Origin of the sequence: Gordonia terrae (assembly GCF_001698225.1) — a bacterium.
Classification (GTDB): domain Bacteria; phylum Actinomycetota; class Actinomycetes; order Mycobacteriales; family Mycobacteriaceae; genus Gordonia; species Gordonia terrae.
Map to the genome: position 1 here is coordinate 3,660,313 of NZ_CP016594.1, position 26,651 is coordinate 3,686,963.

Genomic DNA, 26,651 nt, shown 5'->3' on the forward strand with positions numbered 1-26,651 from the left:
GTTGATCGCGGGTCGTTACGGTGAGCTTCTGCCAGAGGTCCACCGACAATCCAGGAGTCGCACGCGTGACTGTCGAGCACCCCGGCACCCACACGGGTGCCGACACCGACGAGGGATACCAACGCGGACTCACCGCCCGCACCGTGCAGATGATCGCCATCGGCGGAGCGATCGGCACCGGACTGTTCTACGGAGCGGGTGGTGCCATCGAGAAGGCGGGACCGGCACTCATCCTGGCGTACGCGCTCGCGGGACTCGCGATCTTCATCGTGATGCGCGCTCTCGGCGAACTCCTCATCTACCGGCCGATCTCCGGGGGCATCAGTGAGTACGCCGACGAGTTCCTCGGCCGCTTCGCCGGGTTCAGCCAGGGTTGGACCTACTGGGCCGTGTGGACGACGACGTGCATGGCCGAGATCACCGTGGCGGGCAAGTACATCAACTACTGGTGGCCCTCGGTTCCGGTGTGGGTCACCGCGCTCATCGCGCTCATCGTGCTGTTCGGCGCGAACCTGATCTCCGTCGGGGTGTTCGGTCGCGCGGAATTCTGGTTCTCCGCCATCAAGGTCACCGCCATCCTCGGCATGATCATCGTCGGCATCGGTGTGCTGCTCCCGATCGCGGGGCTCGGACCCGAGACCGGGCCGTCGGTGACGAATCTGTGGAACGACGGCGGGTTCTTCGCGACCGGCTTCAGCAATGCGCTGCTGAGCCTGCAGATCGTCATGTTCGCCTATGTCGGCGTCGAGCTCGTCGGCGTGACCGCCGGCGAGGCGCAGAACCCGCGCGTCACCCTGCGCAAGGCCATCAACACCGTGCCGTTCCGGATCGGCATCTTCTACGTCGGCTCGCTGCTGGTGATCCTCTCGGTCCGCAGCTGGAAGGACTTCCAGGCCGGCGAGAGCCCCTTCGTCTCGGTGTTCTCCTACATCGGCATCCCGGGCGCGGCAGGCATCGTCAACTTCATCCTGCTCACCGCCGCCCTCTCGTCGTGCAACTCCGGCATCTACTCCACCGGACGCATGCTGCGCTCCCTCGCCCACACCGGCGACGCCCCGCGTCAGCTGACCCGGCTGTCCAACCGCAAGGTCCCCGCCGCGGGCATCACGTTGAGCGCCGCGGTCATGGCGATCGGCGTCGTGGTGAACGTCATCGATCCCGTGCACGCCTTCGCCTACATCACCGCGGTGTCGACGGTCGGCATCATCGTGATCTGGTCGACGATCCTGATCTGCCAGATGGTCTACCGCCGCAAGGTCGCGCGCGGCGAACTGCCTCGCTCGGACTACCGGGTCCCCGGCGCGCCGGTGACCACCTGGCTCGCACTCGCCTTCCTCGTGCTCGTGTTCGTCCTGCTGTTCTTCGACCGCGACGGTCGGATCGCGCTCATCGTCGGGGCGGTCTGGTTCAGCGCCGTCGGCATCGGCTACCTGGTGTGGAACCGCACCGCGGGCGAGCTCGCCGACCGCGAGGTCTGACGGCGACCCGGCTCACGCGAACGGGGACCATACGTCCACACTCGCCCAGCTCACCCCGCCGAGGGTGCGGGCACAGGAGACCATCCACCACAGCTCGGGCGCGAGGGCACGCGCCAGCAGTTCACCCGTGAACGCGCCGGGTCCGTCGGGCGGTCCGATCGCCCCGATGAGTGCGGCGAGGGTTCCGACCACGCTGATCACCGCGACGACCGGCGCGACGAGAAGGTTCGCCACGATCCCCACCACCGAGAACGTGCCGGTCACCGCGACCACGATCGGAGCCGTGACCACCTGCGCGGTCACCGCCATCGCGACGACCTCGGCGACGCCGGTCGGGCACCGCCACTCGCGTAGCCGGTCACGGAGCCGCGGGGCCCACAGCACGATGGCGCCGGTGGCGGCCACCGACAGCGCGAACCCCGGCTGCAACGCCAGTTCGGGCCACCACAACAGGCCGCCGATGACCGCCGCACCCAACGCCGGGACGGCTTGTGCCCGACGAGAGGCGGCGAGCGCCAGTATCCCGACGGCACCCATCAGGGCGGCCCGCAGCACACTCGGCGACGGACGCACGAGCACCACGAACCCGAGAATCACCAACAGCCCGATGATCGCGGCCGCCCGTGGCGGCACGCCCACACTGCGGACCACGAGAAGCGCTGCGCCGCAGACGATCGCGAAATTGCTGCCACTCACCGCGGTGAGGTGACTGAGTCCCGCGGCGCGGAAGTCGTCACGCAGGCCGTCGTCGAGGGAACTCTCGTCGCCGAGCACGAGCCCGGGCAGGAGTCCGGCCGCATCCTCGTCGAGTCCCCGCGCAGCCAGCGTCTGCAGCCGCTCGCGGATCGCGCCGGCCACCTGCTGATACCCGGGCGGCGAGCCCACCGGACGCGGCCCCTGCGCCGTCAGCGTCGCGACGAGGAGGGAGTGTGCGGGCGGGGGACGTACCCAGACGATCGCGACGACCCGTTGGCCGGGCAGCAGTCCCGACCATTCGTCGACATCACCCATCAGGTCGGCGGCGGCCGCCCGAACGCGGGTGGATGCGATCTGCTCCACCTCCACCCGGACCCGGACCCGTCCGGCGGACGGTTGTCCGACGACGGTGGGGTCGCCGCGCACGGCCAGCACGACCGTCGCCTTGCCGGTCGTCGTCGCAAGCGGATGATCGGCGCGGGCCTCTTGACGGAGCGTCAGCGACGTCGCGCACACGGCCGCGAGTCCGGCGACCACGACGACGAGACCGATCACATTCCAACCGATCCGGCCGGTGAGACAGACCAGGGTGCCGACGAGAGCAACCGCGCCCGAACAGATCGCGAACCCGAGCGTGTACCCGGTCGGCACCACCAGTCCGAGCGCCGTCACCGACCACACCGCCGCCGCCGGCACCAGCAGGCGGTAGTCCACCGGTCAGACCGTCACGAGGTCGCGCAGCCTGGCCAGCCGCGCCGGCCCGATCCCGTCGACCTCGGCGAGTTGGTCGACGGAGGTGAAGCGTCCGTTCCGTTCCCGCCACGCCAGGATGGCCTTCGCGGTCACCGGTCCGACCCCGGGCAGCTCGTCCAGATCGGCCTCGGTGGCGGTGTTGAGGTTCACCAGCCCACCCGAGGCCGGCGGATTTCCCGAACCACCGGCGGGCGGACCGGGCCCCGTCGGCGCTGCACCGGCGGGCGGCGATGGCGCACCGGCGGCCCCGACGACGGCACTGCGCAACGACATCTGCCCCTCCCCGCCCGCGTAGCCGACGAGGATCTGATCACCGTCCCGGAGCACCTGTGCGAGGTTCAGCGAGAGCAGATCGGCGTCCTTGCGCACCCCACCCGCACGGTCGATCGCCTCGGCGACCCGCGCCCCCGGGGCAAGACGGACCAGCCCCGGTTGGTGCACGAGCCCTACGACACTCACGATCATCTGCGTCGGAGTCGGCGCGGTCGGCGCGGCCGGCGGTGACGAATCCGGTGCCCGCGAGCTGCCCGCCACCGCACCGAAATCCACGACCGGTGCCGACTCGGCCCCGCGGAACAACCCGAAGGCCGCCACCGCGCAGGCGACGACACCGACCGCTATCAGCGCGAGAGCGGCCGGTGGTGCAACGGCGAAGCGGCGTCGAGGGAACGGATCGTCATCGTCCTCGTCGTCGTCGTCGGTGCCGACGACGTCATCGGGTTCCGTCCGCCGGCGCGGCGTCCGCACCGGCGGGGTGTCGAGCCAGGTCGGCATCCCGCCGATCCCCCACCCGGGATGATCGGATTCCTCGGCCTGCCCGACCGGGTCATCGGTCCCCGACGCGCGCGAGGGGGAATCCGGCACGATTTCTGCTGTGCCGCTTCGGCGGTCCGGCAGCTCGGCAACCGGCGCCAGCCGGTCCAGCGGGTTCGGCCGTCCTGATGCGCTCATGAGGCCACACGCTAGGTCCTCTCATCACCACTGCTACGCGTGTGGAGACGCCGGCACCGCGATCTGTGGACGGACACGCCGAGTTGTGGATGGCGCGACCACCACGGGCCGGCCGATCTCAGTGTTCCTCGAGGCCCTCGATCGGATCGAGATGCGCGGCGAGCACGACGCCCACCGCGCCGGGGCCGACGTGCGTGCCGAGGATGGGGCCGAGGTCGACGATCAGCTCGGAGGTGACCACCCTCAGCTTGGCGTGGACGGCGGCCCGGAGTTCCTCGGCGACATCGGGACTCTGACAGTGCTGGATGCCGACCGTGACGGCGCGGCCACCGGCCGAGTCGGCGGCGGCGTCGACCATCTTGTCGAGCGCCTTGGAGAACGTACGATGCCGCTCTTTGAGCGTCAGGGTGCCGTCCACCATGTGCAGGATCGGTTTGATCGACAGCGCCGACCCGAACAGCTTGCCCGCGGCGCTGATGCGGCCGCTGGCCCGCAGGTTGTCGAGTTGCTGCACACACAACAGCGAGTCGACCGTCGCGGCCTGCCGGATCGCGGACTCGTACACCCGGTCGCGGTCGGCGCCGTCCGCGGCCGCCTGGGCGGCCGCGATGGCAGTGAAACCGACTGCGAGACCGACAGATCGGGAGTCGACGACGCGCACCTGTCCGGAGAACTTCTCCGCGGCCAACCGAGCCGAACTCCAGGTCCCCGACAGTCGGCGGGACATGTGGACGGCGACGACCCCGGCGCCCTCACTCGCCTCGAGCGCGGCGTCGAAGTGCTCGGACAAGTCGTTGGGGTTCGCGCCGGAGGTGGTCACACCCGGCGTCGTCACGATGTCGGCGGGAATGTCGTCCACGCCCTCGCGGTAGTCCTTGTCGTCGACCGTGATGTGCAGCGGGACCTGCCGGATCCCGTAGTTCTCGGTCACCGACCGCGGCAGTCGGGACGAGGAGTCTGTGACGACGACGACAGGCACGCGTCTACGTTAACGGGTTCACGCACCGAGCTCACACGGGCGTCGGTGTCGACCCCCCGGCGTCACGGTCGGCGCGCTGCCGGACCGCCTCGACGACCGGGGCGACCAGGTCGGCGATCCCACGGTGGCACGCGAAACCCCAGTGGATTCCGTCCGGGTTCATCTCGACGGCCGGGTCGTCGAACGAATCCCGGGTGACCGGGTAGAAATCGACGCACGACAGACCGTGACTCGACGCCCACCGGGACATCGCCGCGGTCGTCGGGATCCGGCCGGCGTGGACGTTGCCGTAGTACGGGCTCCGGTGGGTGGGTGGCAGGCACACCACGATCGGCAGATCCGGACGCAGCTGGGAGAGAGCCGCCCGGATCTTCTCGAGGTACTCGATCGTGACGCGCGGCGGCAACGCGAGCGGCCAGCCGAGGTGCGAGCCCCGCGGCTGGATCCAGCCGTAGGCCGCACGGATCCGCTGCCGCAGCCCATTCGGACGGATGTACCGGATCTGCTCCCGAAACGCCGTGGGCAGGGGCGACGGCAAGGTGTCCATCCCGCCGAATGCGAGGACCACGACCTCGGCGCGGGGCACGGTGGCCCAGATGTTCGGATCCTGGGTGAGCGCCCACCAGACGTCCCGACTCGTCCACCCGATCCGGCCGAACAGCCGGACCGGCGCACCGGTCGCCGCCCCCACGAGGGTCGGCCAGATACGGGGGTCGTCGGCCGGCAGGCCGCCCTGCGGACCGTAGTAGGCCAGCGAGTCGGACAGAACCAGCACGCACCGCTGACCCGTGTCGGCAGGGGCCGACGGAGCCGGACCACCGGCGGTCGTCCCGCTCATCGCAGGACCCCGTTCACTGCACCGCCGGGTCGGAGTCCTCGGCGGACGCGTTCCACACATCCAGTCGCCACCGCGGCAGTTCACCCGGCATGCCGTGACCCGACAGCTGCACCCAACTGGTGTTCGCGAGACCCCCGAATGCGGGCCAGTTCTCGACCGGCAGACCGAGGAGTGCCGCCGTCATCGCGGCGATGACGCCGCCGTGGGCCACCAGCACCACCGGCGCTTCCGGATTGTCGCCGACACCCCACTCCGGCAGCTGCTCGATCAGCTCGTCGACCAGCGGGGTGGATCGTCGGGCGACGTCGACGCGACTCTCCCCGCCCGGCGGTGTCCAGGTCGCGTCGTCACGCCAGATCGCCCGGGCCCCCGGCATCACGGCATCGACGTCCAGATGGGTCAGACCCTGCCACTCGCCCAGATGTGTCTCGCGCAGCCGGACATCGGTGGTCACCGGCAACCCGGTCCGCTGTGCCAGCGCCTCGGCGGTGTCACGCGCCCGCCGCAGATCCGACGACCAGATCACCACGGGCTGCCGCATGGCGAGCTCCACCGCCGCCGAATTGGCCTGCCGCACACCGAGATCGGACAGATCGGTGTCGAGCTGACCCTGCATCCGACTGGCCGCGTTGTATTCGGTCTGCCCGTGCCGCAACAGGATCAGGCGTCGGACCACCGGGGTGAGACGCTCGACCGCGGTGTCGTGTGAATCCGGACCGCCACTCACGACAGCCCGTCCACCTCGACCACCGGACAGTCCTTCCAGAGGCTCTCGAGCGCATAGAAGCGCCGCTCGTCGGTGTGCTGGATGTGCACCACGATGTCGGCGTAGTCGAGAAGTGCCCACCGACCCTCGCGCGTGCCCTCACGCCGCAGCGGCTTGTGACCGGCCTCCCGCAGTTTCTCCTCGACCTCGTCGACGATGGAATTCACCTGGCGCTCGTTGTCCGCGGACGCGATGACGAAGGCGTCGGTGATCACCAACTGCTCCGACACGTCGATCACGGTCACCTCGTGGGCGAGCTTCTCGGCCGCGGCCAGAGCGGCCACCTTGGCCATCTCCAACGCTTCAGCTGACGCAGTCACACTTGTCTCCTCATTCGCTCACGGCCTGTTCGCCCACGGCCCGGTCGGATTCATCGGCATCGTCCGTCGACTCTCCTGGCCGGGATGTGCCGGCCGGGACCTTCTCGGGGCGGTTGGCCCCCGGCAGGGCCGGGGCGGACACGCCGGGCGACGACGCCCGAGGCGCACGATACAGCTTTCGCTTGGCGATGTACTGGACGACGCCGTCGGGCACCAGGTACCAGACGGGCCGCCCCAGCGATGCGCGCGTCCGACATTCGGTGGACGAGATGGCCAGAGCCGGGATCTCGAGCAGGTGGAGGGTGTCGGCGGGCATGGCCTCGAGATGGTGCGCCAGATGGGTGGCATCGAGTTCGTAACCCGGTCGGCTGACTCCCACGAAGCGGGCCAGCCCGAACAATTCCTCCCAGTCCTGCCACGACAGGATCGATTCGAGCGCATCGGCACCGGTGATGAAGAACAGCTCGGCGTCCGGGAGCAGCGCCCGCAGGTCACGGAGGGTGTCCACGGTGTAGGTGTCCCCGTCGCGATCGATGTCGACGCGACTGACGCTGAACTGGGGATTCGACGCGGTGGCGATGACCGTCATGAGGTACCGGTCCTCCGGGGGACTCACCGTCTCCTGCTCGCCGATCTTCTGCCACGGACGGCCGGTCGGGACGAAGATGACCTCGTCCAGCGAGAACCGGTGGGCGACCTCACTGGCCGCGACCAGGTGCCCGTTGTGGATCGGGTCGAACGTGCCGCCCATCACGCCGATGCGGCGCGCACGTGGGCGGTCGGGTGACATGGACGGTCAGTCTACGCGTCGGGTGCTGATCGGAGACGGCGGCGCCGGTCAGATCGGCAGCAGATCGGCGATGACCGAGCCCAATTGCGTGGCGTTGCGGCATTCGAACATGTCGATGACATCGGCGTAGTCGGTCGCGGCCGAGTCCCCCGTGCCCCAGTGCTGCTTGGCCTCCGGATTCAGCCAATAGGCGTGTCTGGCACGGTCGACCAGCTCGGCCAGCGCATCGGCATGCGGGTCGTGATAATTGTTCCGGCCGTCCCCGAGGATGAGCAGCGCACCCCGGTGGGTCAGCGAATCGCCGTAGTCGGCGACGAATCCGGCCAGCATGTTGCCGTAATCGGAGTGCCCGTCGCGGGTGGAGATCCGCGCGGTGGAGATCATGTGGTGCATCGCCGCGCCGAAGTCCTCCTCGCCGTGGTCGAAATAGTCCGTCACCTCGTCGACGGTGTCGACGAACGCGAACACCCGGACCTTCGAGAACTGTTGGCGCAGTGCGTACACCAGCCGCAGCGTGAACTGACTGAATCCGGCGACCGATCCCGACACGTCGCAGATGATGATGAGTTCGGGGCGCCCGGGCCGCGGCTTGCGGTGACTGAGTTCGATGGGCACGCCGCCGGTGGACATCGACGCGCGCAACGTCTTCCGGACATCGACCGCACCCCGATGGGCCCGACGACGCCGGGTCTCGAGCTTCGCGGCCAGCAACCTGGCCAACGGTTCGATGGTCTTGCGGATCTCGACCTGCTCCTTGGCGCCCGCCGAGAGGAAGTTGACGTTCTCCGGCAGCGGCGGCACCGCGTAGGCGCCGACCTTCTCGCGGCCGTTGCGGTCGGCCATACGCCGCTGGGTCTCCCGCTCGATCGCCGCACGCAGGTCACTGGCCTTCTGGCGGGCCGCCTGCCGGTACAGCGGCTCGGTGCCGGCTCGCCCGCCGTCGTCGCCGCCCGAATCACCGGCCATCGCGGCGGCGATCTTGGCGATCAGCGTCTGCGGACTGACGGCCGTGATGGCCTGATAGGCCGAGAACGCCTCGCCCCGAGTCGATCCGTACCGACCCAGCTCGTCGACGATCATCGCGATGGCCTGGTCCAGCCGGCCGTCGTTGGCCGAGGCGTCGTCGGCGAGCATCTCCGCCAGCGCGTCCCGGACCGCGTCGACGTCGAGTTCGCCGTCGGGCGTACGCGGGAGATCCTCGATGACGGTGCGCATTCCGGCACCGACCGGGAACCACAGGTCGAAGACCCGGTCGAACACCCCGCGATGAGCATGGTCGACGAGCAGTGTCGTCGCCAGACCCTCCCGCAGTCGAGGGCGTTCGAGGAGATCGAGGACCTCCAACGCACTCGCCGCGTCGATCAGCGCCGACGGCCCGACCACGATCCCGCGTCGGCGAAGCTCATCGACGAAATCGGTGAGGTGCGCGACGAGCGGAGCCGTCATCAGCCCAGCTTGAGTTCTTTGAGGGCCGTCTTGAGGTCCGGGCGGTGCTTGAGCACCACTCCCAGTGTTCGAGCGATGAGCCCGTCGTCGAATCCGCCGCCGCTCTTGGCCGTCGCCTTCTCGCCCGCCCCCAGAGCCAGCAGCGTGTTGGCCCAGTCGATGGTCTCGGCCACCGACGGCTTCTTGCGGATGTCCAGAGTGCGCAGGACGCCGACGATGCGCACCAGCTCGGCGCTGAGCGAGTCCGACAGGTTCGGCACGCGCGAGGCGAGGATCTCCTTCTCGCGCTCGGCATCCGGGAAGTCGATGTAGAGGTAGAGGCAGCGGCGCTTGAGCGCCTCGGACAGCTCGCGGGTCGCGTTGGACGTGAGCAACACGATCGGACGCCGTTGCGCAGCAACGGTTCCCATCTCGGGAATGGTGATGGCGAAGTCGCTGAGCACTTCCAGCAACAGGCCTTCCATGTCGACGTCGGCCTTGTCGACCTCGTCGATGAGGAGCACGGTTGCGCCCTCCCGCGAGATCGCCTTCAGAAGCGGCCGCGGCAGCAGGAACTCGTCGGAGAAGATGTCGGCCTTGGCCTCATCCCACGCACGGTCACCGGTCGCCTGGATGTGCAGGATCTGCTTGGCGTGGTTCCACTCGTACAGGGCTCGGGCCTCGTCGATGCCCTCGTAGCACTGCAACCGGATGAGTTCGGCATCCGTCGCCGCGGCGATGGACCGGGCCAATTCGGTCTTGCCGACACCCGCGGGGCCTTCGACCAGCAGCGGCTTGCCCAGCCGATCGGCCAGGAACGTCGACGTCGCGGTGGCGTCGTCGGCGAGATAACCCGTGGCCCGCAGACGTCCGACGACGTCGTCGACCCCCTCGAACGACGGCACGACGGCCGGTCCCGAACCCGTGTACTGAGCGGTCCCCGTACCCGGGGTATCGGCGCTCATCAGGCGGGCCGCACGTGGCCGTTGCCCCAGACCACCCATTTGGTCGAGGTCAATTCCGGGAGACCCATCGGGCCCCGGGCGTGGAGTTTCTGAGTGGAGATGCCGATCTCGGCACCGAAGCCGAACTGCTCGCCGTCGGTGAAGGCCGTGGAGGCGTTCACCATCACTGCAGCGGCGTCCACGCGTCGCGTGAACTCGTCGGCGGCCGACAGGTCCGTGGTGATGATCGCCTCGGTGTGGCCGGTCCCGTAGGTGTCGATGTGGGCGACCGCGGCGTCCAGGTCGTCGACGACCTTCATCGCGATGTCCATCGACAGGTACTCCATGGACCAGTCGTCCTCGGTGGCCGGCTCCATACCCGGCTCGTCGCCGTGGATGACCACCCCCTGCGTCTGTAGCACCGAGGTGATGCGCGGAAGCGCCTCGGCGGCAACGGCCTTGTCGATGAGCACGGTCTCGGCGGTGTTGCAGACACTGGGCCTGCGGGTCTTGGAGTTGAGAATGACCCGCGCCGCGACGTCGAGGTCGGCGAGCGCATGGACGTAGACATGGCAGTTGCCGACGCCGGTCTCGATCGTCGGCACGGTCGCGTTGGACACCACGGCGTCGATGAGTCCGGCACCCCCGCGTGGAATCACCACGTCGACGAGTCCGCGCGCCCGGATGAGCGCGGTGACACTGGCGCGATCCTCGCTGGGCAGCAGCGACACCGCGTCCGCGCTGACCCCCTTGGACGACAGGGTCTCCCGCAGCACGCGAACGAGTTCGGCATTCGACGACGCCGCCGACGACGAGCCGCGCAGGAGTACCGCGTTACCGGATTTGAAGGAAATCCCGAAGGCGTCGACGGTGACATTGGGCCGCGCCTCGTAGACGATTCCCACGACGCCGAGGGGGACTCTGAGCTGGCGGAGCTGAAGACCGTTGGGCAGGGTCTTGCCCGCCACCACCTCGCCGATCGGGTCCGGGAGCACGGCGACCTGTCGCAGTCCGTCGGCGATGCCCGCCACGCGGGACTCGTCGAGCCGCAGGCGGTCGAGCAGGCTCACCTCGATGTCGGCTTCTTCGGCACGGGCGATGTCCTCGGCGTTGGCGGCGAGGATGGTCTCCGTCGCCGCCTCGACGGCGTCGGCCGCCGCGAGGAGGACCTCGTTCTTGGCGGCGGTCGTCAGACCACCCAGCGAGCGGGACGCCGACTTGGCGGCCCGGGCGAGCCCGAGGACGGCTTTCTCGATGTCCGACTTCTCGCCGGCGGCCTTCTCGGTGCCGGGCCCGCGTCCGGCGACGGACTGTTCTGCGGTGGGTGCGCTCATCAACATCCTCGACTTCGCGGTGGTTCACGGGCCGGGACGCCCGGGAAAGTGCCGTCCTCAGAGTAGCCCCGACGGTCGGGGGACCCGACGAGTGAGGCCCGCACTGCGTCCTCAGGCCAGGGCGAGAAACAGCTTCTCGAGTTCGGCCTCGGTCAACGGCGGTTGCTCACCGTCAACGGTCTCGATGCACTGGCGCATTCCCGACGCCACGATCTTGAAGCCGGCGCGGTCGAGCGCCCGCGACACCGCGGCGAGCTGCGTGACGACATCCTTGCAGTCACGGCCCGCCTCGATCATCGCGATCACGCCTGCGAGCTGCCCCTGGGCTCGTCGCAGCCGGTTGAGCACTGCGCTCATCGCTTCTTCGCCGACAGCCATGTGCGGCTTCTCGTCAACGGCCATGGAGGCTCCCTCCGGGTTCGGGCACGACCGGTGTCCGGTCGTGCAGATTTCTTGACGGACGATACCCCCTTGGGTATGTTTGCCGCCAGAGACGATACCCCCAGGGGTATACAAGAAAGGAACATCATGGCTTCGACCAGCGCCTCGTCAGACGAGGCGGTTGTCACTGATCCGGCGACTTCCCCCGGCCCGCTCGGCCGGTGGGGCGCGGCGATGGCCGGGCACGCGCGGTGGGTGTTCGGTGTGTGGCTCCTCCTGCTGGTGATCCTCGGAGCGGCGGCACCGTCGGTGTTCTCCTCGCTCGCCGGGGCGGGCTGGCAGGCAAACGGATCGGAGTCCGTGCAGGTCCGCGAGCTGGCCCAGCAGCACTTCGGCGGAAACTCCTCGGCTGCGGTGCAGGTGGTCGTCCACTCCGAGCGCGACACGGTCGACAGTCCCGCGGTTGACGAGGTGGTCGCGAAGGTCAGCGCGATCGCCGCCTCGGATGACCGCTTCGCGCAGGTCCTCCCGCCACAGCCGGGAATGTCGATCAGCCCCGACGGCCACACCGGAATCGTCATCTTGGGTGCCGCCGCCGACACCAACGAGATGGTGCGCGCCGTCGACGAGCACAAAGAGGAGCTGACCGACCTGTCCGATGACGGCGTCGAGGTCTATCCGACCGGGGCGTCGGCGTTGTGGAGCGACTTCAACAAGGCCAACCACGACGCGATGATCAAGGCCGAACTGTTCTCCTGGCCGGTCACGTTGACGATCATGGTTCTCGCGTTCGGGTCGCTCGTCGCGGCCGGGCTCCCCCTGCTGCTGACCATCGCCGGGCTCGTCGCGTCCGCGGGCGGACTCGTCCTGCTCAACCAGGTCACCCCGATCTCGGTGTGGGCGATCAACTTCGCCATGATGTTCGCCCTCGCCCTGGGCATCGACTACGCACTGTTCATCGTGTCGCGCTTCCGCGACGCCATCCGCGGCCGCGGCGACAACATGCGTGCCGCGGTCGCCGAGACCATGGACACCTCAGGAAAAGCAGTGTTGCTCTCCGGCATCACCGTCTTGGTGAGCCTGTCGGCCGTGCTGCTGGTTCCCGCACCCGCGGTGCGAACGATGGCCGTGGGCATCATGCTCGCCGTCGTGTTCGTCCTGGCCGCCACCCTGACACTGCTGCCCGCCGCACTGGGCAAGCTCGGCGATGGGGTCAACGCGGTCTCGATGCCATACGCGCGCCGCCAGCAGCACCGATCTCCGTTGTTCGCCCGCTGGGGCGGCTTCCTGCACCGCCACCCGTGGACGATTGCCGCAGGCTCTCTGGGCGTGCTCATCGCTCTCGCGATCCCGGTCTTCGGGCTGAAGGTCGCGATGCCCTCCATCAATGTCGTCCCGGCCGATGCCCCCGTCCGCCAGGGCTACGAACTCGTGCAGTCGCAGATGGGCGAGGGCGCACCGGGGATGTTGCAGATCGTCGCACCCGTCGACGAGGCGCAGCAGACCGCCGCGGTCGCGGCACAGTCCCCGGGCATCGAGATGGTCACTCCCCCGATGTCGGCCGCGGATGGCTCGGGATACGTTCTCATGCAGGCTCTTCCGACGGTTGATCCGTCCGGTGAGCAGTTGGCCACGATCGTCGGCGACCTGCGTGACGCATTGCCCGGAGGCGCTCTGGTCGGCGGCGCCCCCACCGAGAACCTCGACCTACAGCAGGCGCTGAACGACTACCTCCCTCTCGTCGTCTCCGTCATCCTCGTCCTCGGTTTCCTCCTGCTCCTGGTGTCACTGCAAGCACCGCTGATCGCACTCATCGGCACCGTGGTGAGCCTGCTGTCCACCGCTGCGGCGTTCGGCGTCGCGAAACTGGTCTTCCAGGACGGCCACCTCGCCGACCTGCTGGGTTTCACCCCGCAGGGCTTCCTCGACGGATGGGGCCCGGTGTTCTTCTTCGCCATGATCTTCGCGATCGCGATGGACTACACCGTCTTCCTGCTCGCCACGGCCAAGGAGCATTACGAGCGCTCCGACGACCCGGCGCAGGCCCAGATCGACGGGATGGCCCATTCCGGCCGCATCATCTTCGCGGCGGCCGCGGTCATGGTGGCGGTGTTCTTCACCTTCGCTCTGGCCGAACCGCTCCCCCCGAAGGAGATGGGGATCATCCTGGGCGTGGCGGTCCTGCTCGACGCCATCCTGATCCGGCTCACGCTCCTGCCGGCGCTGTTACGCATCACGGGCCGGGCGGCGTGGTGGACGCCGTCCTGGTTGCGTCGAGTCCTGCCCGCCATCGCCTTCTCGCATTGACTTCGCCCGAAACGGGTACACATCGACCCGAAATGGTCGACAACGAAAGGAATCACAATGTCACTCGCATTGGCCACGACGCTGCAGCTCCCGTTCGAGGAGGCCGTCGCGCGCACCCGCGCCGCCCTCGCCGACCAGGGGTTCGGCGTCCTCACCGAGATCGACGTCAAGGCGACGCTCAAGACGAAACTCGACGAAGACATGGAGCCGTATCTCATCCTGGGCGCCTGCAATCCGCCGCTCGCACACCGCGCGCTCGGCGTCCAGCGGCAGATCGGGTTGTTGTTGCCCTGCAACGTCGTCGTCCGGTCCGATCCCGACGATCCGAACCAGACCCTCGTCGAGGCGATGAACCCCGACCTCATGGTGCAGGTCTCGGACGAACCGGACCTCGAGCCGGTCGCGCGCGACGCCGCGGAGAAGTTGGGCGCCGCGATCGATGCCCTGTCATCGCAGCGGTGAGCACACCGTCCGACTTCGAGATCCTGGAGTCCTCATGACCCACTTCGACTTTCACTTCGACCCCGTGTGCCCCTTCGCCTGGGCGGCCTCCAGGTGGCTCATCGACCGGGCCGACGCGCACCATGCCTCCATCACCTGGCACGTGATGAGCCTGGCAATCCTGAACGAGGATCAGGAGCCGGACTCCGCCGAGCAGCGCCTGCAACTCGACACCTCACGGCGACTCGGACGTGTGCTGACCGCCGCCGCCGAGGAGTCCGGTGCCGAGGTGCTCGAGCCCCTGTACTCGGCGATCGGCCGACGACTCCACCACCGCGGCGACCAGATGACCCCCGCGGTCGTCGCCGAGACCCTGTCCGAGGTGGGGCTTGGTCCGGGGCCGGCCGAGGCCATGGATGACGCATCGTTCGACGAGGCGCTGCGCGCATCGCATCAGCGCGGCCAGGATGCGTTGGGCGAGGCCGGCGGCAGCCCCATCACCGGCATCGACGGGCACCACTTCTTCGGTCCCGTACTCACTGCCGTCCCGGCCGGCGACGAGGCCGAGGACCTCTTCACCGCACTCGTCACACTCGGCGGCACATCGACCTTCGCGCAGTTCAAGCGTCCGACCGGGGCGCCGCCGACCTTCTCGTCGTGAGGCTCGGTGGCCGCGGGCGGGAGAGCGGTCACCCACTATCCCCCGCACCGCAAAGCCTCCGAGAGGACGCGCCGCGACGGTTCGTCGATGGCCAATCCGTAGGCTGCTGTGACCATCACGAACTGGATCGCGTACTGACACCAGAATCCGGTCGCGGGCGGCATCCAGCGGGCCGGTTCGGAGTCGCTCTTGTCCTGATTCGAGTGCCCGTCGACCGCAACGAGATTGGCCGGATCATTGGCGAAGTCCAGCCTCCTGGCGGCTGTCCACGACCACGCGCCCATGTCCCAGGCATAGGACAGCGGGACGATGTGGTCGATCTGCACCGCGGCCGCGCTCCGGTCCCGTCGGAAGACGACGAAGTCACCGGTGTACGGACTCCGCAGTTCGCCGGCGAGAACCGCACGTGGGCAACTCGACACCGGACCGGCGCTGACATCGCGCAGATCGCGCGCGAGTACGTCGTTGCGCGTATCGCATCCGTTGCCGCTCCCGGGTACGGACGCGGCGTCGGACCAGGCACTGCCGAACGCCGACCGGTCGTAGTCCTCGCGATCGGTGCGTTCGGCCGAGACCGGTATCGCCGCCAGCGATACCGCCGCCTCGCCGGCCATCGTCCGTATCCCCGGGCCGATGGCGGGGCCGGCCCGGTGTCCGTCGACGCCGACCGCGACCGCCACTGCCGTGACGACGGCAGCGATGAGCATCGCCCACCGGCGCGCAGGCCAGGACGGTGTGTCCCGCGGGGTCCAGAGCATCCATCGCAACCGCATGCACATACGCCGGAGAGTCGGCGAACGCCGCCGAGCATCGCGCACCACCATGCATTCTCAGACGCATACGGCGACCATCCGGTTCCGCGACGAACCCGGTACCGCGCGAATGCCGCAGAACGTCGGTCAGGACTTGTCGAGATACGCGATCTTGTGCGGGACGAGGATGCCGTCGACGACGTCGGCGAGCGGCCGGTGTTCGAGCAGGGTGATGTCCTCGCCCACGACGTCTTCCGCGAGTTCGCGAGCATCCTCGATGACCTCGACGTCCTCGAGCAGGGAGAGGAACCGCAACGAGGTGTTCACGCCGGACTGGAGAGACCCGAGCAGATCGCCTTCCCGTCGCTGTTCGAGATCTACTCGCGCGAGCTCGAATCCGTCGTTGGAGCCCGCGACGGCGCGGAGGCGATCCATCGACGGGGACGTGTCACGGGCGTTCGTCATGAGCAGGCACAGTCCGGCGTGCCGACCGCGGCCCACGCGACCACGCAACTGATGCAGCTGGCTCACGCCGAAGCGATCGGCGTCGACGATGACCATCGTGGTCGCGTTCGGCACGTCCACACCCACCTCGATGACGGTGGTCGACACCAGGACGTCGACCTCGCCCCGGCCGAAAGCGTCCATGACGGCGTTCTTCTCGTCTGCGGGTAACCGGCCGTGCAACAGCTCGACTCGGCGATGCGCGAACGGACCGGAGACCAGGGCCTCGTACTGCTCGATCACCGACGTCGTCTTCGGGCCCTTCTCGTCGTCCCCGTCGGGTTCGGGCTCGGGACCGTCGCCGATCCGCGAACACACGACGTAGACCTGGCGACCCGCCTCGATCTCCTCATTGGCCCGCGACCAGACGCGGTCGACCCACGAGGCCCGGCTCGTGGGCACCACGGAGGTGGTGATCGGCTGACGGCCGCGCGGCAGCTCGCGGAGCACCGACGTCTCCAGATCGCCGAACGCGGTCATGGCGACGGTTCGCGGGATCGGCGTCGCGGTCATCACGAGGAAGTGCGGGATGCGTCCGTTGCGTCCCTTGCCGCGCAACACGTCTCGCTGCTCCACACCGAATCGGTGCTGCTCGTCGATCACGACGAGTCCGAGGTCGAAGAACTCGACCTTGTCCTCGAGGAGCGCGTGCGTCCCGATCACGATGCCCGCCTGTCCGGTGACCACGTCGAGCAGCGTCTCGCGCCGACCCTTCGTCTTCATCGACCCTGTCAGCAGCGCGATCCGCGTCGCACCTTCGGCCGCGGTCAGCTCGCCCGCCTCGGCGAGGTCGCCCAGCATCGTCCTCATGGTCCGATAGTGCTGCGCGGCAAGAACTTCCGTCGGTGCCAGGATCGCGCACTGGAACCCGTTGTCGACGACCCGGAGCATCGCCAGCAACGACACGAGAGTCTTCCCGGACCCGACCTCACCCTGCAGCAGCCGCGACATCGGCTGCGCGCGGGCCAGATCCTCGGCGAGCTCCTCGCCCACCTCGACCTGACCGTCGGTCAGCGTGAACGGGAGCCGGTCACGCAACTTGTCCTCGAGACCGCCGGGCACCCGCGGGCACGGTGGCGCCGAATCATTTCGGCCCGCCAGTCGACGCTGCGCCAGCACGGTCTGGATGGCCAGCGCCTCGTCGAACTTCAGCCGATGGGACGCGACCTTCACGTCGTCCTCGGAATCGGGCAGGTGGATCTTGCGAATTGCCTCGTCGGTGCTCACGAGTCCCCGCGCCCGCCGTTGCGCCTCGGTCAGGGCATCAGGAATCGGTGCGCTCTCGCTCAACACCCGACGGAGGGCGCCGACGATGTCCCAGGTCTGGATGTTCTTGTTGGCCGGGTACATCGGCAGGATGTCCCGGTCGAACATCGTGACCAGCGGGTGCTCGCCCCGCTCGCCCGTGACCTGCTCCTCGATCGCGTACATCTCGGTCAGCATCTTGGAGCCGACGACGTCCTCGATCTCCGGGTCGCCGTCGGGCAGGATCATCCATTCGGGATGGGACAACTGGATCTGGTCGCGGAAGTACTTGACCGCGCCGGCCATCATCACCCGCGCGCCGGGCCGCAACAATCCCTTGATCCGGTACGCGTTGAAGAAGCTGGCCTCGTAGACGTCGTTGTCGTCGGTCACCTTCACCTTGAGGAAAGACCCTTTGCGGCTTCTCATCTTGATGAGATCGGACTTGGTGATCCGCCCGACGATCGTCAGCCACTCACCGGGCTCGGGTCGTTCCTGGTCGGCCACGTGGCCGCGTCGGATGTACCGACGCGGCGTGTACCGCAACAGTTCGCCGACCGTGTGCACGCCCACAGTGGCCAGCTGTTCGGCGGGCTTGACCCCCAAGACGTCGGCCAGCGAATCCGACAGCACCAGCTCGGTCACTCCACACCCACCTGGATGAGATCGGCGCGCTGCCCGGTGCGATACACCGCCAGTTCGATACCCGGGTAACTGCGCCGCATCTGCTCGCCCACGGCCTCGAGGGCGGCCTCGTCGACGTCGACACCGGCGAGCACTGTCACGAGTTCACCTCCGGTGGAGAGCATGAGGTCGACGAGGGCGGTGCACGCCGACGTCTGATCCGGCGCGACCACGAGAACGTCGTCGCCGATCAGTCCCAGCACGTCGCCGACATCGCTCATCCCGGCCAGCGTCATCATCCTCGTCGTCGCCGACTGCAGCGATCCCCAGCGCGCACCGGCAGCCGCCTCGGCCATCGCGTAGGCGTCGACGTCGGGCACCTCACTCGGATCGTGCACGGCGAGGGCCGCCAGACACTGGGTCATCGACGAGGTCGGCAGCATGAGCACCGAACGCTGGTTGGACCGCACCTCGGTGGCCACCGTGACGAGGTCCTGCGAGGTCAGCGCTCCGTTGGCCATCACGACGACATGCCCACTGTCGGTGTCGCGGATCGCCTGCCCCAATTCGTGCGCGGAGAGACCGTCGTCGGCGCGCAGCACGACAGCACCGGCCTCGCCGAACAGTTCGGCCGCGCCGTCACCGGACACGACGACCACGACAGCACGCTTGTGCCGGGGCGGCGGTTCCGCCGAATCCGCCTGCGCTCGAATGGCATCGAGGGCGAAGCAGCTGATCCGGATGTCCGAGAGCTGCCCGATGCCCGCGCCGGCCTCCACCGCCGCACCCGGCTCGCAGGTGTGCACGTGCACCGAGAACCGTTCGCCCTCACCGCTGGAACTGTCACCGACGATCACCACCGCGTCGCCGAGGTCGTCGAGTCGTGCGCGGAGTTCGGCGATCTGCTCGCCGGCCGCCCCGTCGAGGAGGTACATGACCTCGAAGTCCTGGTCGCTGCCGTCGACGCAGCTGTCGTCCGGCCCGTGTCCGAGGGTGGTGCTGTCGGTGAGGATGCCCCGGTAACGGCGCCGACGGTGAGAGACGCCGGTGATCACCTTGACCATGGCGTCGACGATCGCGAGGAATCCGCGTCCGCCCGCGTCCACCACGCCGGCGTTAGCGAGCACCGACAGCTGTTCCGGAGTGCGTTCGAGTGCCTCGGCGCAGTCGTCGGCGACCGCGCGCACCTGGTCGGCAGGCGACTCGTTCTCGTGTGCCGCGGCCGCCTCGGCTGCCACCCGTACCAGGGTGAGGACCGTGCCCTCGCGCGGTTCGCTCACCGCGCGGGTCGCCGCGAGCGAACCGAGGCGGAGTCCCAGCGTCGACAGTTCGGCGAAGGTCAGCGCATCCGTGTCGCCGAGGATCTCGGCACCGTCCGCGAGCCCGACGAGGACCTGGGAGAGGATGATCCCCGAGTTGCCGCGCGCCTGCGCGACCGCACCGTCGGCCATCGCGCGCGCCACCTCGGGCAGGGATGCGTCGGGCGGGGTCCTCTCGACCGCCTCGGCCGCCGCACGCATCGTGAAGAGCATGTTGCTGCCGGTGTCCGAATCCGGGATCGGGAAGACGTTGAGGTCGTTGATCTCGCCGCGCAGCGATTCGAGCTGCTCGACCGAGGTACGGGCCCAGTCGCGCAGCAACTGCGGGTTGACGGTGCGGGCGATCACACGGGAACTCTTTCTCGCAGACGCGGCGCGCGACGGGCAGTGCTCTCGCGGGCGACGTGACCGGCTGGTGAGGTTGTGTGCAAGGTTACTCGGGGTGTCCGACCGTGCGGCGCGACCGATCGGGTCCGCGTGCGGCGAGTCGGCCCGGATTTGGTCACGTACCCACGACCTGGTTATCCTTGCAGGGTTGCCTTTCGCCTCGGCCGCGCACACCTTCCGGTGGTGCCGATCGGTTCGAGAGGCTGACCACCAGACCATGATCATCTACCAAGGGAGTTCGACGATGGCTGCCGTCTGCGATATTTGCGGCAAGGGCCCGGGCTTCGGCAAGTCGGTTTCTCACTCGCACCGCCGTACCAACCGACGCTGGAACCCGAACATCCAGTCCGTTCGCGTGGAGGTCGCCCCCGGCAACCGCAAGCGCAAGAACGTCTGCACCTCCTGCCTGAAGGCCGGCAAGACCGCAGCTGTCTGATCTTCCGCACCCGTCCGCGGGTGAGGTGTCCGAGAGCACGAGACCCGATGCCACGAGCGCAAGCTCCCCGGCGTCGGGTCTTTGTCGTGTGCGCGATAGGGTTTCGCGCATGGCCTCACCGAACCCCGCCACCCCCGCCGCCGACTCCGCCGCCGGGGAGAACTCCGATGCCCTGGTGACCGAGAACAACGGCGTCCTCACCGTCGCGGTCTCGACCGCGGGTGCAGGCAACTCACTCGACGACGACGCGCTCGCCGCCGGCACGCAGGCTCTCCGTGAGGTCGCGCGCGGCCGTCGGGACGTCGGAGCCGTACTGCTCGTCGGGCTGGGCAAGAACTTCTGCGCAGGCGGGAACGTGCGTGCCTTCGCCGGCGCGGACGACCGCCCGACCTATCTCCGCGAGATCGCGGACAACTTCCATCAGCTCGTCGGCGCCCTCCACGAGGCCGACCGCCCCGTCGTCGTCGCCGCCAAGGGTTGGGCCGCCGGTGCAGGCATGTCGCTGGTCCTGCACGCCGACGTGGCCATCGGCGGCCCGTCCACGAGACTCCGGCCCGCCTACCGCGGCATCGGTCTGACGCCCGACGGTGGACTCACCTGGACACTCCCGCGCGCGGTCGGCGCCGCTCGCGCCCGACAGATCATCCTGACCGACCGCGTCATCACCGCGGAGGAGGCCCTGCAGTGGGGGCTGCTGTCGGAGATCGTCGCCGACGACGAGGTCGAGACGGCCGCGCGGACGGCAGCCGAGACCATCGCGTCCGGCCCTCGTGGCGCCGACGCCGCCACGAGGCATCTGCTCGCCGTCTCCGCGGACACCACGCTGGTCGAGCACCTCGCCCTCGAAGCCCGCTCGATCTCCGAACGGTCGGGGCTGCCCGAGGGCATCGAAGGTGTCGACGCCTTCGTCGGCAAGCGCGCACCGGACTTCACGCGCACCCGCTGAGCCGACACCGCTCCCTGAGGTGCGAGCGAAGCGAGCCTCGAAGGGTCAGGGCAGGCGCCACTCCACCGGCTCGGCACCGAGATCGAGCAATTCCTCGTTGGCCCGGCTGAAGGGTCGTGAGCCGAAGAACCCGCGCGAGGCGGACAGCGGCGAGGGGTGCGCCGACATGATGGTCGGTACGTCGGGAAGCCACTTCTCCAGACCCGCGGCGTCCCGGCCCCACAGGATCGCGACGAGTGGTTCGTCGCGAGCCGCGAGTGCCTTGATGGCGCACTCGGTCACCTCCTCCCAGCCCTTGCCGCGGTGCGAGGCAGGCTCCCCCGGGGCCACCGTGAGCACACGGTTGAGCAGGAGCACGCCGTTGTCCGCCCAGGGCGTGAGATCACCGGTGGTCGGTGTCGGATAGCCCAGATCCGCGCAGTACTCGGTGTAGATGTTCGTCAGCGAGCGCGGGATCGGACGCACGTCGGGAGCCACCGAAAAGCTCAGCCCGACTGCGTGTCCGGGCGTCGGATACGGATCCTGCCCGACGATGAGGACGCGTACGTCCTCGAGCGGACGGGTGAACGCCCGCAGGACATGTTGTCCCGCAGGAAGATAGCGGCGTCCCTCAGCGATCTCCGTACGCAGGAACCGGCCCATCTCGGTGATGATGGGCTCCACCGGGGCCAACGCCTGCGCCCAGCCCGGGTCGATCAGTTCGGCGAGCGGTTTGGGTGGTGCGGTCACTCGATTGCCTCCGTCGTGCGCGGTCGTCAGTCCAGTCGTTTGAGCGCGGTGCGGTAATGCTGCGCGTTCTGGAAGTACATCTCACAGTTCAGGTCGGTGTGCCCCTCGGGAACCTCGTAGCCGTCACGGAGCCGTGCCGGCACACCGAGCGCCATCCGTCGCGGCGGCACGTCGAACTTGAAGGGCACCACCGCGCCGGCGCCCACGATCGCGCCGTCACCGACGGTCGACCCGTTCAGGACCACCGATCCCGAGGCGATGAGGCAATCGTCACCGATCGTCGCACCCTCGATGTGCGCGTTGTGACCGACGACGCATCGCTCGCCGATCACCGTCGGTTCGAGGACCGTGCAGTGGATGACGGTGCCGTCCTGGATGTTGCTGCGCGCGCCCACGGTGATGGTCCCGTAGTCACCCCGCAGGACCGCGCCCGGCCACACCGACACGCCATCGCCCAGGGTGACCGCACCGATCACGACCGCATCCGGGTGCACGTAGGTGTCCTGTCCCAGGACCGGTTCTCGATCGTCGAGTGCGTAGATCGCCATGAGGCGACTCTAGTGGGGTGTCGGATCGGCGAAGGACTGCCACCCGTGCAGGTCCGGTCCGTCGGGCCCGCCGACGCGCCGGTCGTCGACCCAGACCTCGGGAGCCGATGACGACGCCGGACCGACCGAGCCGATGACGGTCCAGCCCGGGGGCACCGCCGCCGCCTCGAACGAGGCGAGAAGATGATGGTCCTCGCCCCCGGCGAGGAGCCACCGCGCGACGTCCACCCCGAGCGCACCGGCCGCATCGACCAGATCGGGGCGTCGCGGCACGGCACCGGACTCCACGGTCATCGCGAGCCCCGCGGCCCTCGACATCGTGAGCAGTTCTTCGACGAGACCGTCGGAGATGTCGGTCATGGCGTGCGCGCCCGCAGCCGCGGCGACCGGCCCCTGGCCGAGGTCGGGAGCCGGCACGCGATGCAGCGCAACGAGTTCCGGCCAATCGCTCTCGGCCGCACGCGGATCGGACAACACCGCGAGCCCCGCCGCACTGGCCCCGAGCGGACCACTCACCGCGAGGACGTCACCCGTTCGAGCGCCACCGAGTGACACCGGACGACGACCCTCCAGGGCACCGACCGCGGTGACACTCACCACCACCTGCCCGGCCGCGACGAGATCGCCGCCCAGCACTCGCGCACCCAGTTCGTGCGCAGCGTGCACCACCCCGTCGTTGAGGTCGAGGACCACGCCGACCGGCGTCTCCGCCGGACACGCGATGGATACGACGAGACCCGTTGTGCGCCCGCCCATCGCGGCGACATCGGCCGAACTCTGCACCACCGCGCGGGCACCGACCTGGTCGGGCGTCGACCAGTCGAACCGAAAATGGCGGCCCTCGACGACGGTGTCGGTGCTGATCACCGCCGACCCGCCGATGTCGAGAACGGCTGCGTCGTCACCCGATCCGATCACGATGTCGTGGGCCGGCTCGCCGGTTGTCGCGGACGCGGTCAGCGCGGCGATCACCGCGCGCTCACCGATCGCACCGACCGTGTCGGTCCGGTCGATCGGGCGGTGGGGGCGACCGGTCTCCTCGAAGGTCACTCGTGGGCCTTTCCTCTTCCGGTCGCGCACGCACGGGGTTGTCGGTGACAATGTGTGCCACAGTGTATTGGGCCGCCGGGCGCGGCCGGTTCGCAGCAGACCCGGACTGCCCGGAGTCGAACACTGCCCGACGGAGAGGATGCCCGTGGTTCAGGCATACATACTGATCCAGACCGAGGTCGGCAGGGCCGCACTCGCGGCGGCGACGATCGCCGAGATCGCCGGCGTCGCCTCGTCGGAAGAGGTCAGTGGGCCGTATGACGTGATCGTCCGGGTCGATGCGGCCGATGCCACGCACCTGACCGACAACGTCGTTCCGCAGATCCAGAAGGTCGACGGCATCACCCGCACCCTGACCTGCCCGGTGGTCACGAAGACGCGCTGACCGGTCACCCGCCGGCCATCGGCGTCCGCGACAGGTCCCCGCGCGCGGGGCCGACCGGGGGGCTCTCCTACTGTTGTGGGGTGACGTCAGCAGGTTCGGATGACACCCCGCAGAGCCCCGTCGGCGACGATCCCGGCGACGACCCCGCTGCCGAGGACACCCCGCGGTACGGCGGTGGCGGCCGGCTCAGCCCGGCACTCGTCGCGACGCTGGTGGCCATCCCCGTGATGGTGATCGCCGGATTCATCGTGTTCGCCGCGTTGCGACCCGACCCGGTGACCCCGATCGAGTCCTACGACGCCGCCGGGCCGGTCTCGGAGGAGTGCACCCGTCTCCTCGCCGAAGCCCCGGACACCTTCGAGGGGTTCGGCACGAAAGAGGTCTCCGGAGATCGCGCGACGTGGCCTGCGACGGACTCCGGCGACGACATGACTTTGCGCTGTGGCGTGACCCGACCGGCGGAGCTGTCTCCCACGAGCAATCTGCAGGAGATCCACGCCGCCGACCAGGCCGGCGTCCAGTGGTTCATCACCGACACGGTCGCCGGGTCGGGGCAGGCCTACGTGTGCGTCGACCACCGGCCCTACGTCGCGATGTGGATCCCGGCGAACGCAGGCAACGGCCCCATCACCGACATCTCGGGCGTGATCGACCGCACCCTCGAACGGGGACCACTCGACTTCGGCTGATCCGGCGCGCGGGATCAGTCCCGATAGATCTCCGGCTTGGGGCTGCGGCCCAGCAGCGAGTTGACGGCGTCGGCCACCGACATGCCGTCGTGACACACCTGGTGGACCGCGTTCGTGAGCGGCATCGGCACCTGATGCCGTTCGGCCAGCGCGCGCACCGAGGAGCACGACTTGACTCCTTCGGCGACCTGCCCGTTGGTGGCCTCCTGAGCCTGCGCCATGGTGGCCCCTTCACCGAGCCGGGCACCGAACGTGCGGTTGCGCGACAACGGCGAGGAACACGTGGCGACGAGGTCGCCGATCCCGGCCAGCCCGGCCAGCGTCTCGATCTGCGCGCCCACCGCGACGCCCAGCCGGATCGTCTCCGCGAGCCCGCGGGTGATGATCGTCGCCAGGGTGTTCTGACCGAATCCGATCCCGCTCGCCATCCCACAGGCCAGCGCGATGACGTTCTTGGCCGAGCCGCCGATCTCGCATCCGACGACGTCGGTGTTGGTGTACGGCCGGAAGTACCGCGTGCTGAACGCGCTCTGCAGGGTCACCGCACGCGCCTCGTCGGCACAGGCGATGACCGTCGCCGCGGGCTGGCCCTCCGCGATCTCGCGGGCCAGGTTCGGGCCCGTCAGCACCGCGATCCGGTCGTCGTCGACGCCGGTCACCTCGGCGATGACCTCGCTCATCCGCAGCAGCGTGTTGGACTCGATGCCCTTGGCGAGCGACACCAGGGATGCGTCCGAACCGATGTAGGGGGTCCACTGCGTGAGATTGGGACGCAACGACTGCGACGGCACACCGCACACGACGATGTCGGCACCCATGAGGGCATCGACCGCCGAACTCGTCGCGGTCAGCGCGTCTGGCAGCGTGATGCCCGGTAGGTAGTCGGCGTTGACGTGCTCACTGTTGATCGCCTCCGCGAGTTCGGGGCGTCGAGCCCAGATCACGGTGTCCGTCCCGGCATCCACGAGGACCTTCGCCACCGAGGTTCCCCAGGAACCCGCTCCCATCACCGCCGCGCGCACCGCAACCTCCCACCGGGCAAGCCCAATTCCGCATTCAGACCGGCGGCCTTCTGGCCGTCCGACCCTGCTCACCCTATGCCCTCGCGGGTATGACCGACCCGGAATGTCACCGACCACCGGCGGGTGCATCATGATGGTCGGCATGGAACACAGCACTGTCGGCGCGGACGCCGACTCGACGATCGTCGACGCGGGGGGCACCGAGCCCGTCGCGACGTCGGTCGCGGCCGTGCTGGCGGTGAAGAGTCTGCATCGCGCGAAGTCGCGGTTGGCCGCGACCCTCTCCACCGCGTTCGAGGGCGATGACCCGGTCACCCGCGGTTCGCTCGTCCTCGCGATGTTCCTCGACACCGTCGAGGCTCTCCGCGGTGCGGGGATCTCCCGCATCGTCGTCGTCAGCCCCGACGACGAGGTCCTCGCCGCGGCCCGACGCTCGGGCATGCGCGGCCTCCGGGAGTCACCGCACGGGGATCCGACACAGGGGCCTCCCCCGTCCGACGCCGGGCTCAATGCCGCATTCGTCGACGGCGCGCGGTGGGCCGGTGACGCCTGGCCCGACTCGACGGGACTGATGTACGTCCAAGCGGACCTGCCCGCCGCGACGAGCACGTCGCTCACCGCCGTGCTGCGCGCGGCGCAGCAGCATCGTTCCAGCTTCCTCACCGACCGCGACGGCACCGGCACCGTCCTCCTACACGGAACCTTCGTCGACGCCACGACGCCCCGCTTCGGCCCCGGCTCGGCCGCGGCCCATCGATCGGCCGGCGCCGTCGAACTCGATCCCGCGGGTGTGAACTGGCCCGACCTGCGCACCGACGTCGACACCGCAACGGACCTCGCCGTCGCCCGCGAGCTGGGTCTGGGCCCGCACACCACCGCTGCGCTGCGTCATCTCTGATCCGTCACACCACACCGATCACCGTCTATCCGGCGGGCGTGTACGGCAAGCAC

At 69.0% G+C, this 26,651-nt stretch carries 27 protein-coding genes; 9 read left to right on the forward strand and 18 right to left on the reverse strand.

Going from position 1 to position 26,651, the window contains the following annotated elements:
* Nucleotides 1–65 precede the first annotated feature (65 nt).
* Complete coding sequence (locus tag BCM27_RS16405; protein ID WP_004023074.1) at nucleotides 66–1,478, forward strand: amino acid permease; 1,413 nt, start codon at nucleotides 66–68, stop codon at nucleotides 1,476–1,478.
* Nucleotides 1,479–1,490: 12 nt separating this feature from the next.
* Here BCM27_RS16405 and BCM27_RS16410 read toward each other — a convergent pair whose 3' ends face one another.
* From BCM27_RS16410 to BCM27_RS16460, 11 genes are all read right to left on the reverse strand, one after another.
* The gene (locus BCM27_RS16410) at nucleotides 1,491–2,888 is read right to left on the reverse strand and encodes a ComEC/Rec2 family competence protein (protein WP_004023075.1); all 1,398 of its coding nucleotides are present in this window, start codon (nucleotides 2,886–2,888) and stop codon (nucleotides 1,491–1,493) included.
* A 3-nt stretch (nucleotides 2,889–2,891) separates the two neighbouring features.
* Complete coding sequence (locus tag BCM27_RS16415) at nucleotides 2,892–3,878, reverse strand: ComEA family DNA-binding protein (RefSeq protein ID WP_004023076.1); 987 nt, start codon at nucleotides 3,876–3,878, stop codon at nucleotides 2,892–2,894.
* A gap of 118 nt (nucleotides 3,879–3,996) precedes the next feature.
* Nucleotides 3,997–4,857 (reverse strand): DegV family protein, encoded by an 861-nt coding sequence (locus BCM27_RS16420; RefSeq protein ID WP_004023077.1) that lies wholly within the window; start codon nucleotides 4,855–4,857, stop codon nucleotides 3,997–3,999.
* Between the two features lie 31 nt (nucleotides 4,858–4,888).
* Complete coding sequence (octT, locus tag BCM27_RS16425) at nucleotides 4,889–5,695, reverse strand: diglucosylglycerate octanoyltransferase (RefSeq protein WP_004023078.1); 807 nt, start codon at nucleotides 5,693–5,695, stop codon at nucleotides 4,889–4,891.
* A 13-nt stretch (nucleotides 5,696–5,708) separates the two neighbouring features.
* Nucleotides 5,709–6,422, reverse strand: a complete 714-nt coding sequence (locus BCM27_RS16430; RefSeq protein WP_004023079.1) for a histidine phosphatase family protein — start codon at nucleotides 6,420–6,422, stop codon at nucleotides 5,709–5,711.
* Nucleotides 6,419–6,781 (reverse strand): ribosome silencing factor, encoded by a 363-nt coding sequence (gene rsfS / locus BCM27_RS16435; protein WP_004023080.1) that lies wholly within the window; start codon nucleotides 6,779–6,781, stop codon nucleotides 6,419–6,421. Before rsfS ends, BCM27_RS16430 begins: the two co-directional genes overlap by 4 nt.
* A 10-nt stretch (nucleotides 6,782–6,791) precedes the next feature.
* Nucleotides 6,792–7,571 (reverse strand): nicotinate-nucleotide adenylyltransferase, encoded by a 780-nt coding sequence (nadD, locus tag BCM27_RS16440; RefSeq protein WP_004023081.1) that lies wholly within the window; start codon nucleotides 7,569–7,571, stop codon nucleotides 6,792–6,794.
* Between the two features lie 48 nt (nucleotides 7,572–7,619).
* Nucleotides 7,620–9,017: a vWA domain-containing protein gene (locus tag BCM27_RS16445; RefSeq protein WP_004023082.1), complete on the reverse strand. Its 1,398-nt coding sequence runs from the start codon at nucleotides 9,015–9,017 to the stop codon at nucleotides 7,620–7,622.
* On the reverse strand, nucleotides 9,017–9,961 hold the full coding sequence (locus BCM27_RS16450; protein WP_051987154.1) for an AAA family ATPase: 945 nt from the start codon (nucleotides 9,959–9,961) through the stop codon (nucleotides 9,017–9,019). The genes BCM27_RS16445 and BCM27_RS16450 overlap by 1 nt, the downstream gene beginning before the upstream one ends.
* Nucleotides 9,961–11,274 (reverse strand): glutamate-5-semialdehyde dehydrogenase, encoded by a 1,314-nt coding sequence (locus tag BCM27_RS16455; protein ID WP_004023084.1) that lies wholly within the window; start codon nucleotides 11,272–11,274, stop codon nucleotides 9,961–9,963. The genes BCM27_RS16450 and BCM27_RS16455 overlap by 1 nt, the downstream gene beginning before the upstream one ends.
* A gap of 111 nt (nucleotides 11,275–11,385) precedes the next feature.
* Entirely contained in the window at nucleotides 11,386–11,652 is a 267-nt protein-coding gene (locus tag BCM27_RS16460; RefSeq protein ID WP_010841296.1) for a metal-sensitive transcriptional regulator, read from the reverse strand.
* 150 nt (nucleotides 11,653–11,802) lie between these two features.
* Between BCM27_RS16460 and BCM27_RS16465 the strand changes: the two genes are divergently transcribed.
* Genes BCM27_RS16465 through BCM27_RS16475 form a run of 3 tightly spaced genes read left to right on the forward strand, consistent with a single transcriptional unit; the run spans nucleotide 11,803 to nucleotide 15,064 of the window.
* On the forward strand, nucleotides 11,803–13,962 hold the full coding sequence (locus BCM27_RS16465) for an MMPL family transporter (protein ID WP_004023086.1): 2,160 nt from the start codon (nucleotides 11,803–11,805) through the stop codon (nucleotides 13,960–13,962).
* 57 nt (nucleotides 13,963–14,019) lie between these two features.
* Nucleotides 14,020–14,424, forward strand: a complete 405-nt coding sequence (locus tag BCM27_RS16470; protein ID WP_004023087.1) for a DUF302 domain-containing protein — start codon at nucleotides 14,020–14,022, stop codon at nucleotides 14,422–14,424.
* A 34-nt stretch (nucleotides 14,425–14,458) separates the two neighbouring features.
* A complete protein-coding gene (locus BCM27_RS16475) occupies nucleotides 14,459–15,064 on the forward strand; it encodes a mycothiol-dependent nitroreductase Rv2466c family protein (protein WP_004023088.1) in 606 nt (201 codons plus the stop codon).
* 35 nt (nucleotides 15,065–15,099) lie between these two features.
* On the opposite strand, the gene BCM27_RS16480 is transcribed toward BCM27_RS16475, so the two are convergent.
* From BCM27_RS16480 to BCM27_RS16490, 3 genes are all read right to left on the reverse strand, one after another.
* Nucleotides 15,100–15,888: an HNH endonuclease family protein gene (locus tag BCM27_RS16480; protein WP_033203965.1), complete on the reverse strand. Its 789-nt coding sequence runs from the start codon at nucleotides 15,886–15,888 to the stop codon at nucleotides 15,100–15,102.
* Between the two features lie 75 nt (nucleotides 15,889–15,963).
* Complete coding sequence (gene recG, locus BCM27_RS16485; protein ID WP_004023090.1) at nucleotides 15,964–18,210, reverse strand: ATP-dependent DNA helicase RecG; 2,247 nt, start codon at nucleotides 18,208–18,210, stop codon at nucleotides 15,964–15,966.
* Nucleotides 18,207–19,856 carry a DAK2 domain-containing protein gene (locus BCM27_RS16490; RefSeq protein WP_004023091.1) on the reverse strand — a complete coding sequence of 550 codons (1,650 nt, stop codon included), beginning with the start codon at nucleotides 19,854–19,856 and terminating at the stop codon, nucleotides 18,207–18,209. Before BCM27_RS16490 ends, recG begins: the two co-directional genes overlap by 4 nt.
* A 283-nt stretch (nucleotides 19,857–20,139) precedes the next feature.
* Between BCM27_RS16490 and rpmB the strand changes: the two genes are divergently transcribed.
* Nucleotides 20,140–20,331, forward strand: a complete 192-nt coding sequence (gene rpmB / locus BCM27_RS16495) for a 50S ribosomal protein L28 (RefSeq protein ID WP_004023092.1) — start codon at nucleotides 20,140–20,142, stop codon at nucleotides 20,329–20,331.
* A 109-nt stretch (nucleotides 20,332–20,440) separates the two neighbouring features.
* Nucleotides 20,441–21,277: an enoyl-CoA hydratase/isomerase family protein gene (locus BCM27_RS16500; RefSeq protein ID WP_004023093.1), complete on the forward strand. Its 837-nt coding sequence runs from the start codon at nucleotides 20,441–20,443 to the stop codon at nucleotides 21,275–21,277.
* Nucleotides 21,278–21,322: 45 nt separating this feature from the next.
* Here the strand turns inward: BCM27_RS16500 and BCM27_RS16505 are convergent, their stop codons facing one another.
* Genes BCM27_RS16505 through BCM27_RS16515 form a run of 3 tightly spaced genes read right to left on the reverse strand, consistent with a single transcriptional unit; the run spans nucleotide 21,323 to nucleotide 23,604 of the window.
* Nucleotides 21,323–22,006, reverse strand: a complete 684-nt coding sequence (locus BCM27_RS16505) for a uracil-DNA glycosylase (protein WP_004023094.1) — start codon at nucleotides 22,004–22,006, stop codon at nucleotides 21,323–21,325.
* A gap of 26 nt (nucleotides 22,007–22,032) precedes the next feature.
* Nucleotides 22,033–22,554: a gamma carbonic anhydrase family protein gene (locus tag BCM27_RS16510; RefSeq protein ID WP_004023095.1), complete on the reverse strand. Its 522-nt coding sequence runs from the start codon at nucleotides 22,552–22,554 to the stop codon at nucleotides 22,033–22,035.
* A gap of 9 nt (nucleotides 22,555–22,563) precedes the next feature.
* Nucleotides 22,564–23,604 carry a thiamine-phosphate kinase gene (locus BCM27_RS16515; RefSeq protein WP_004023096.1) on the reverse strand — a complete coding sequence of 347 codons (1,041 nt, stop codon included), beginning with the start codon at nucleotides 23,602–23,604 and terminating at the stop codon, nucleotides 22,564–22,566.
* Nucleotides 23,605–23,743: 139 nt separating this feature from the next.
* Between BCM27_RS16515 and BCM27_RS16520 the strand changes: the two genes are divergently transcribed.
* Together BCM27_RS16520 and BCM27_RS16525 are read left to right on the forward strand one after the other, a co-directional pair.
* On the forward strand, nucleotides 23,744–23,989 hold the full coding sequence (locus tag BCM27_RS16520; protein ID WP_033203967.1) for an Lrp/AsnC ligand binding domain-containing protein: 246 nt from the start codon (nucleotides 23,744–23,746) through the stop codon (nucleotides 23,987–23,989).
* A gap of 80 nt (nucleotides 23,990–24,069) precedes the next feature.
* A complete protein-coding gene (locus BCM27_RS16525) occupies nucleotides 24,070–24,678 on the forward strand; it encodes a DUF3515 domain-containing protein (RefSeq protein WP_004023098.1) in 609 nt (202 codons plus the stop codon).
* Between the two features lie 14 nt (nucleotides 24,679–24,692).
* On the opposite strand, the gene BCM27_RS16530 is transcribed toward BCM27_RS16525, so the two are convergent.
* Nucleotides 24,693–25,700, reverse strand: a complete 1,008-nt coding sequence (locus BCM27_RS16530; protein ID WP_004023099.1) for an NAD(P)H-dependent glycerol-3-phosphate dehydrogenase — start codon at nucleotides 25,698–25,700, stop codon at nucleotides 24,693–24,695.
* A gap of 142 nt (nucleotides 25,701–25,842) precedes the next feature.
* Between BCM27_RS16530 and cofC the strand changes: the two genes are divergently transcribed.
* Nucleotides 25,843–26,598, forward strand: a complete 756-nt coding sequence (gene cofC, locus BCM27_RS16535; RefSeq protein WP_004023100.1) for a 2-phospho-L-lactate guanylyltransferase — start codon at nucleotides 25,843–25,845, stop codon at nucleotides 26,596–26,598.
* The last annotated feature ends 53 nt before the right edge of the window (nucleotides 26,599–26,651 follow it).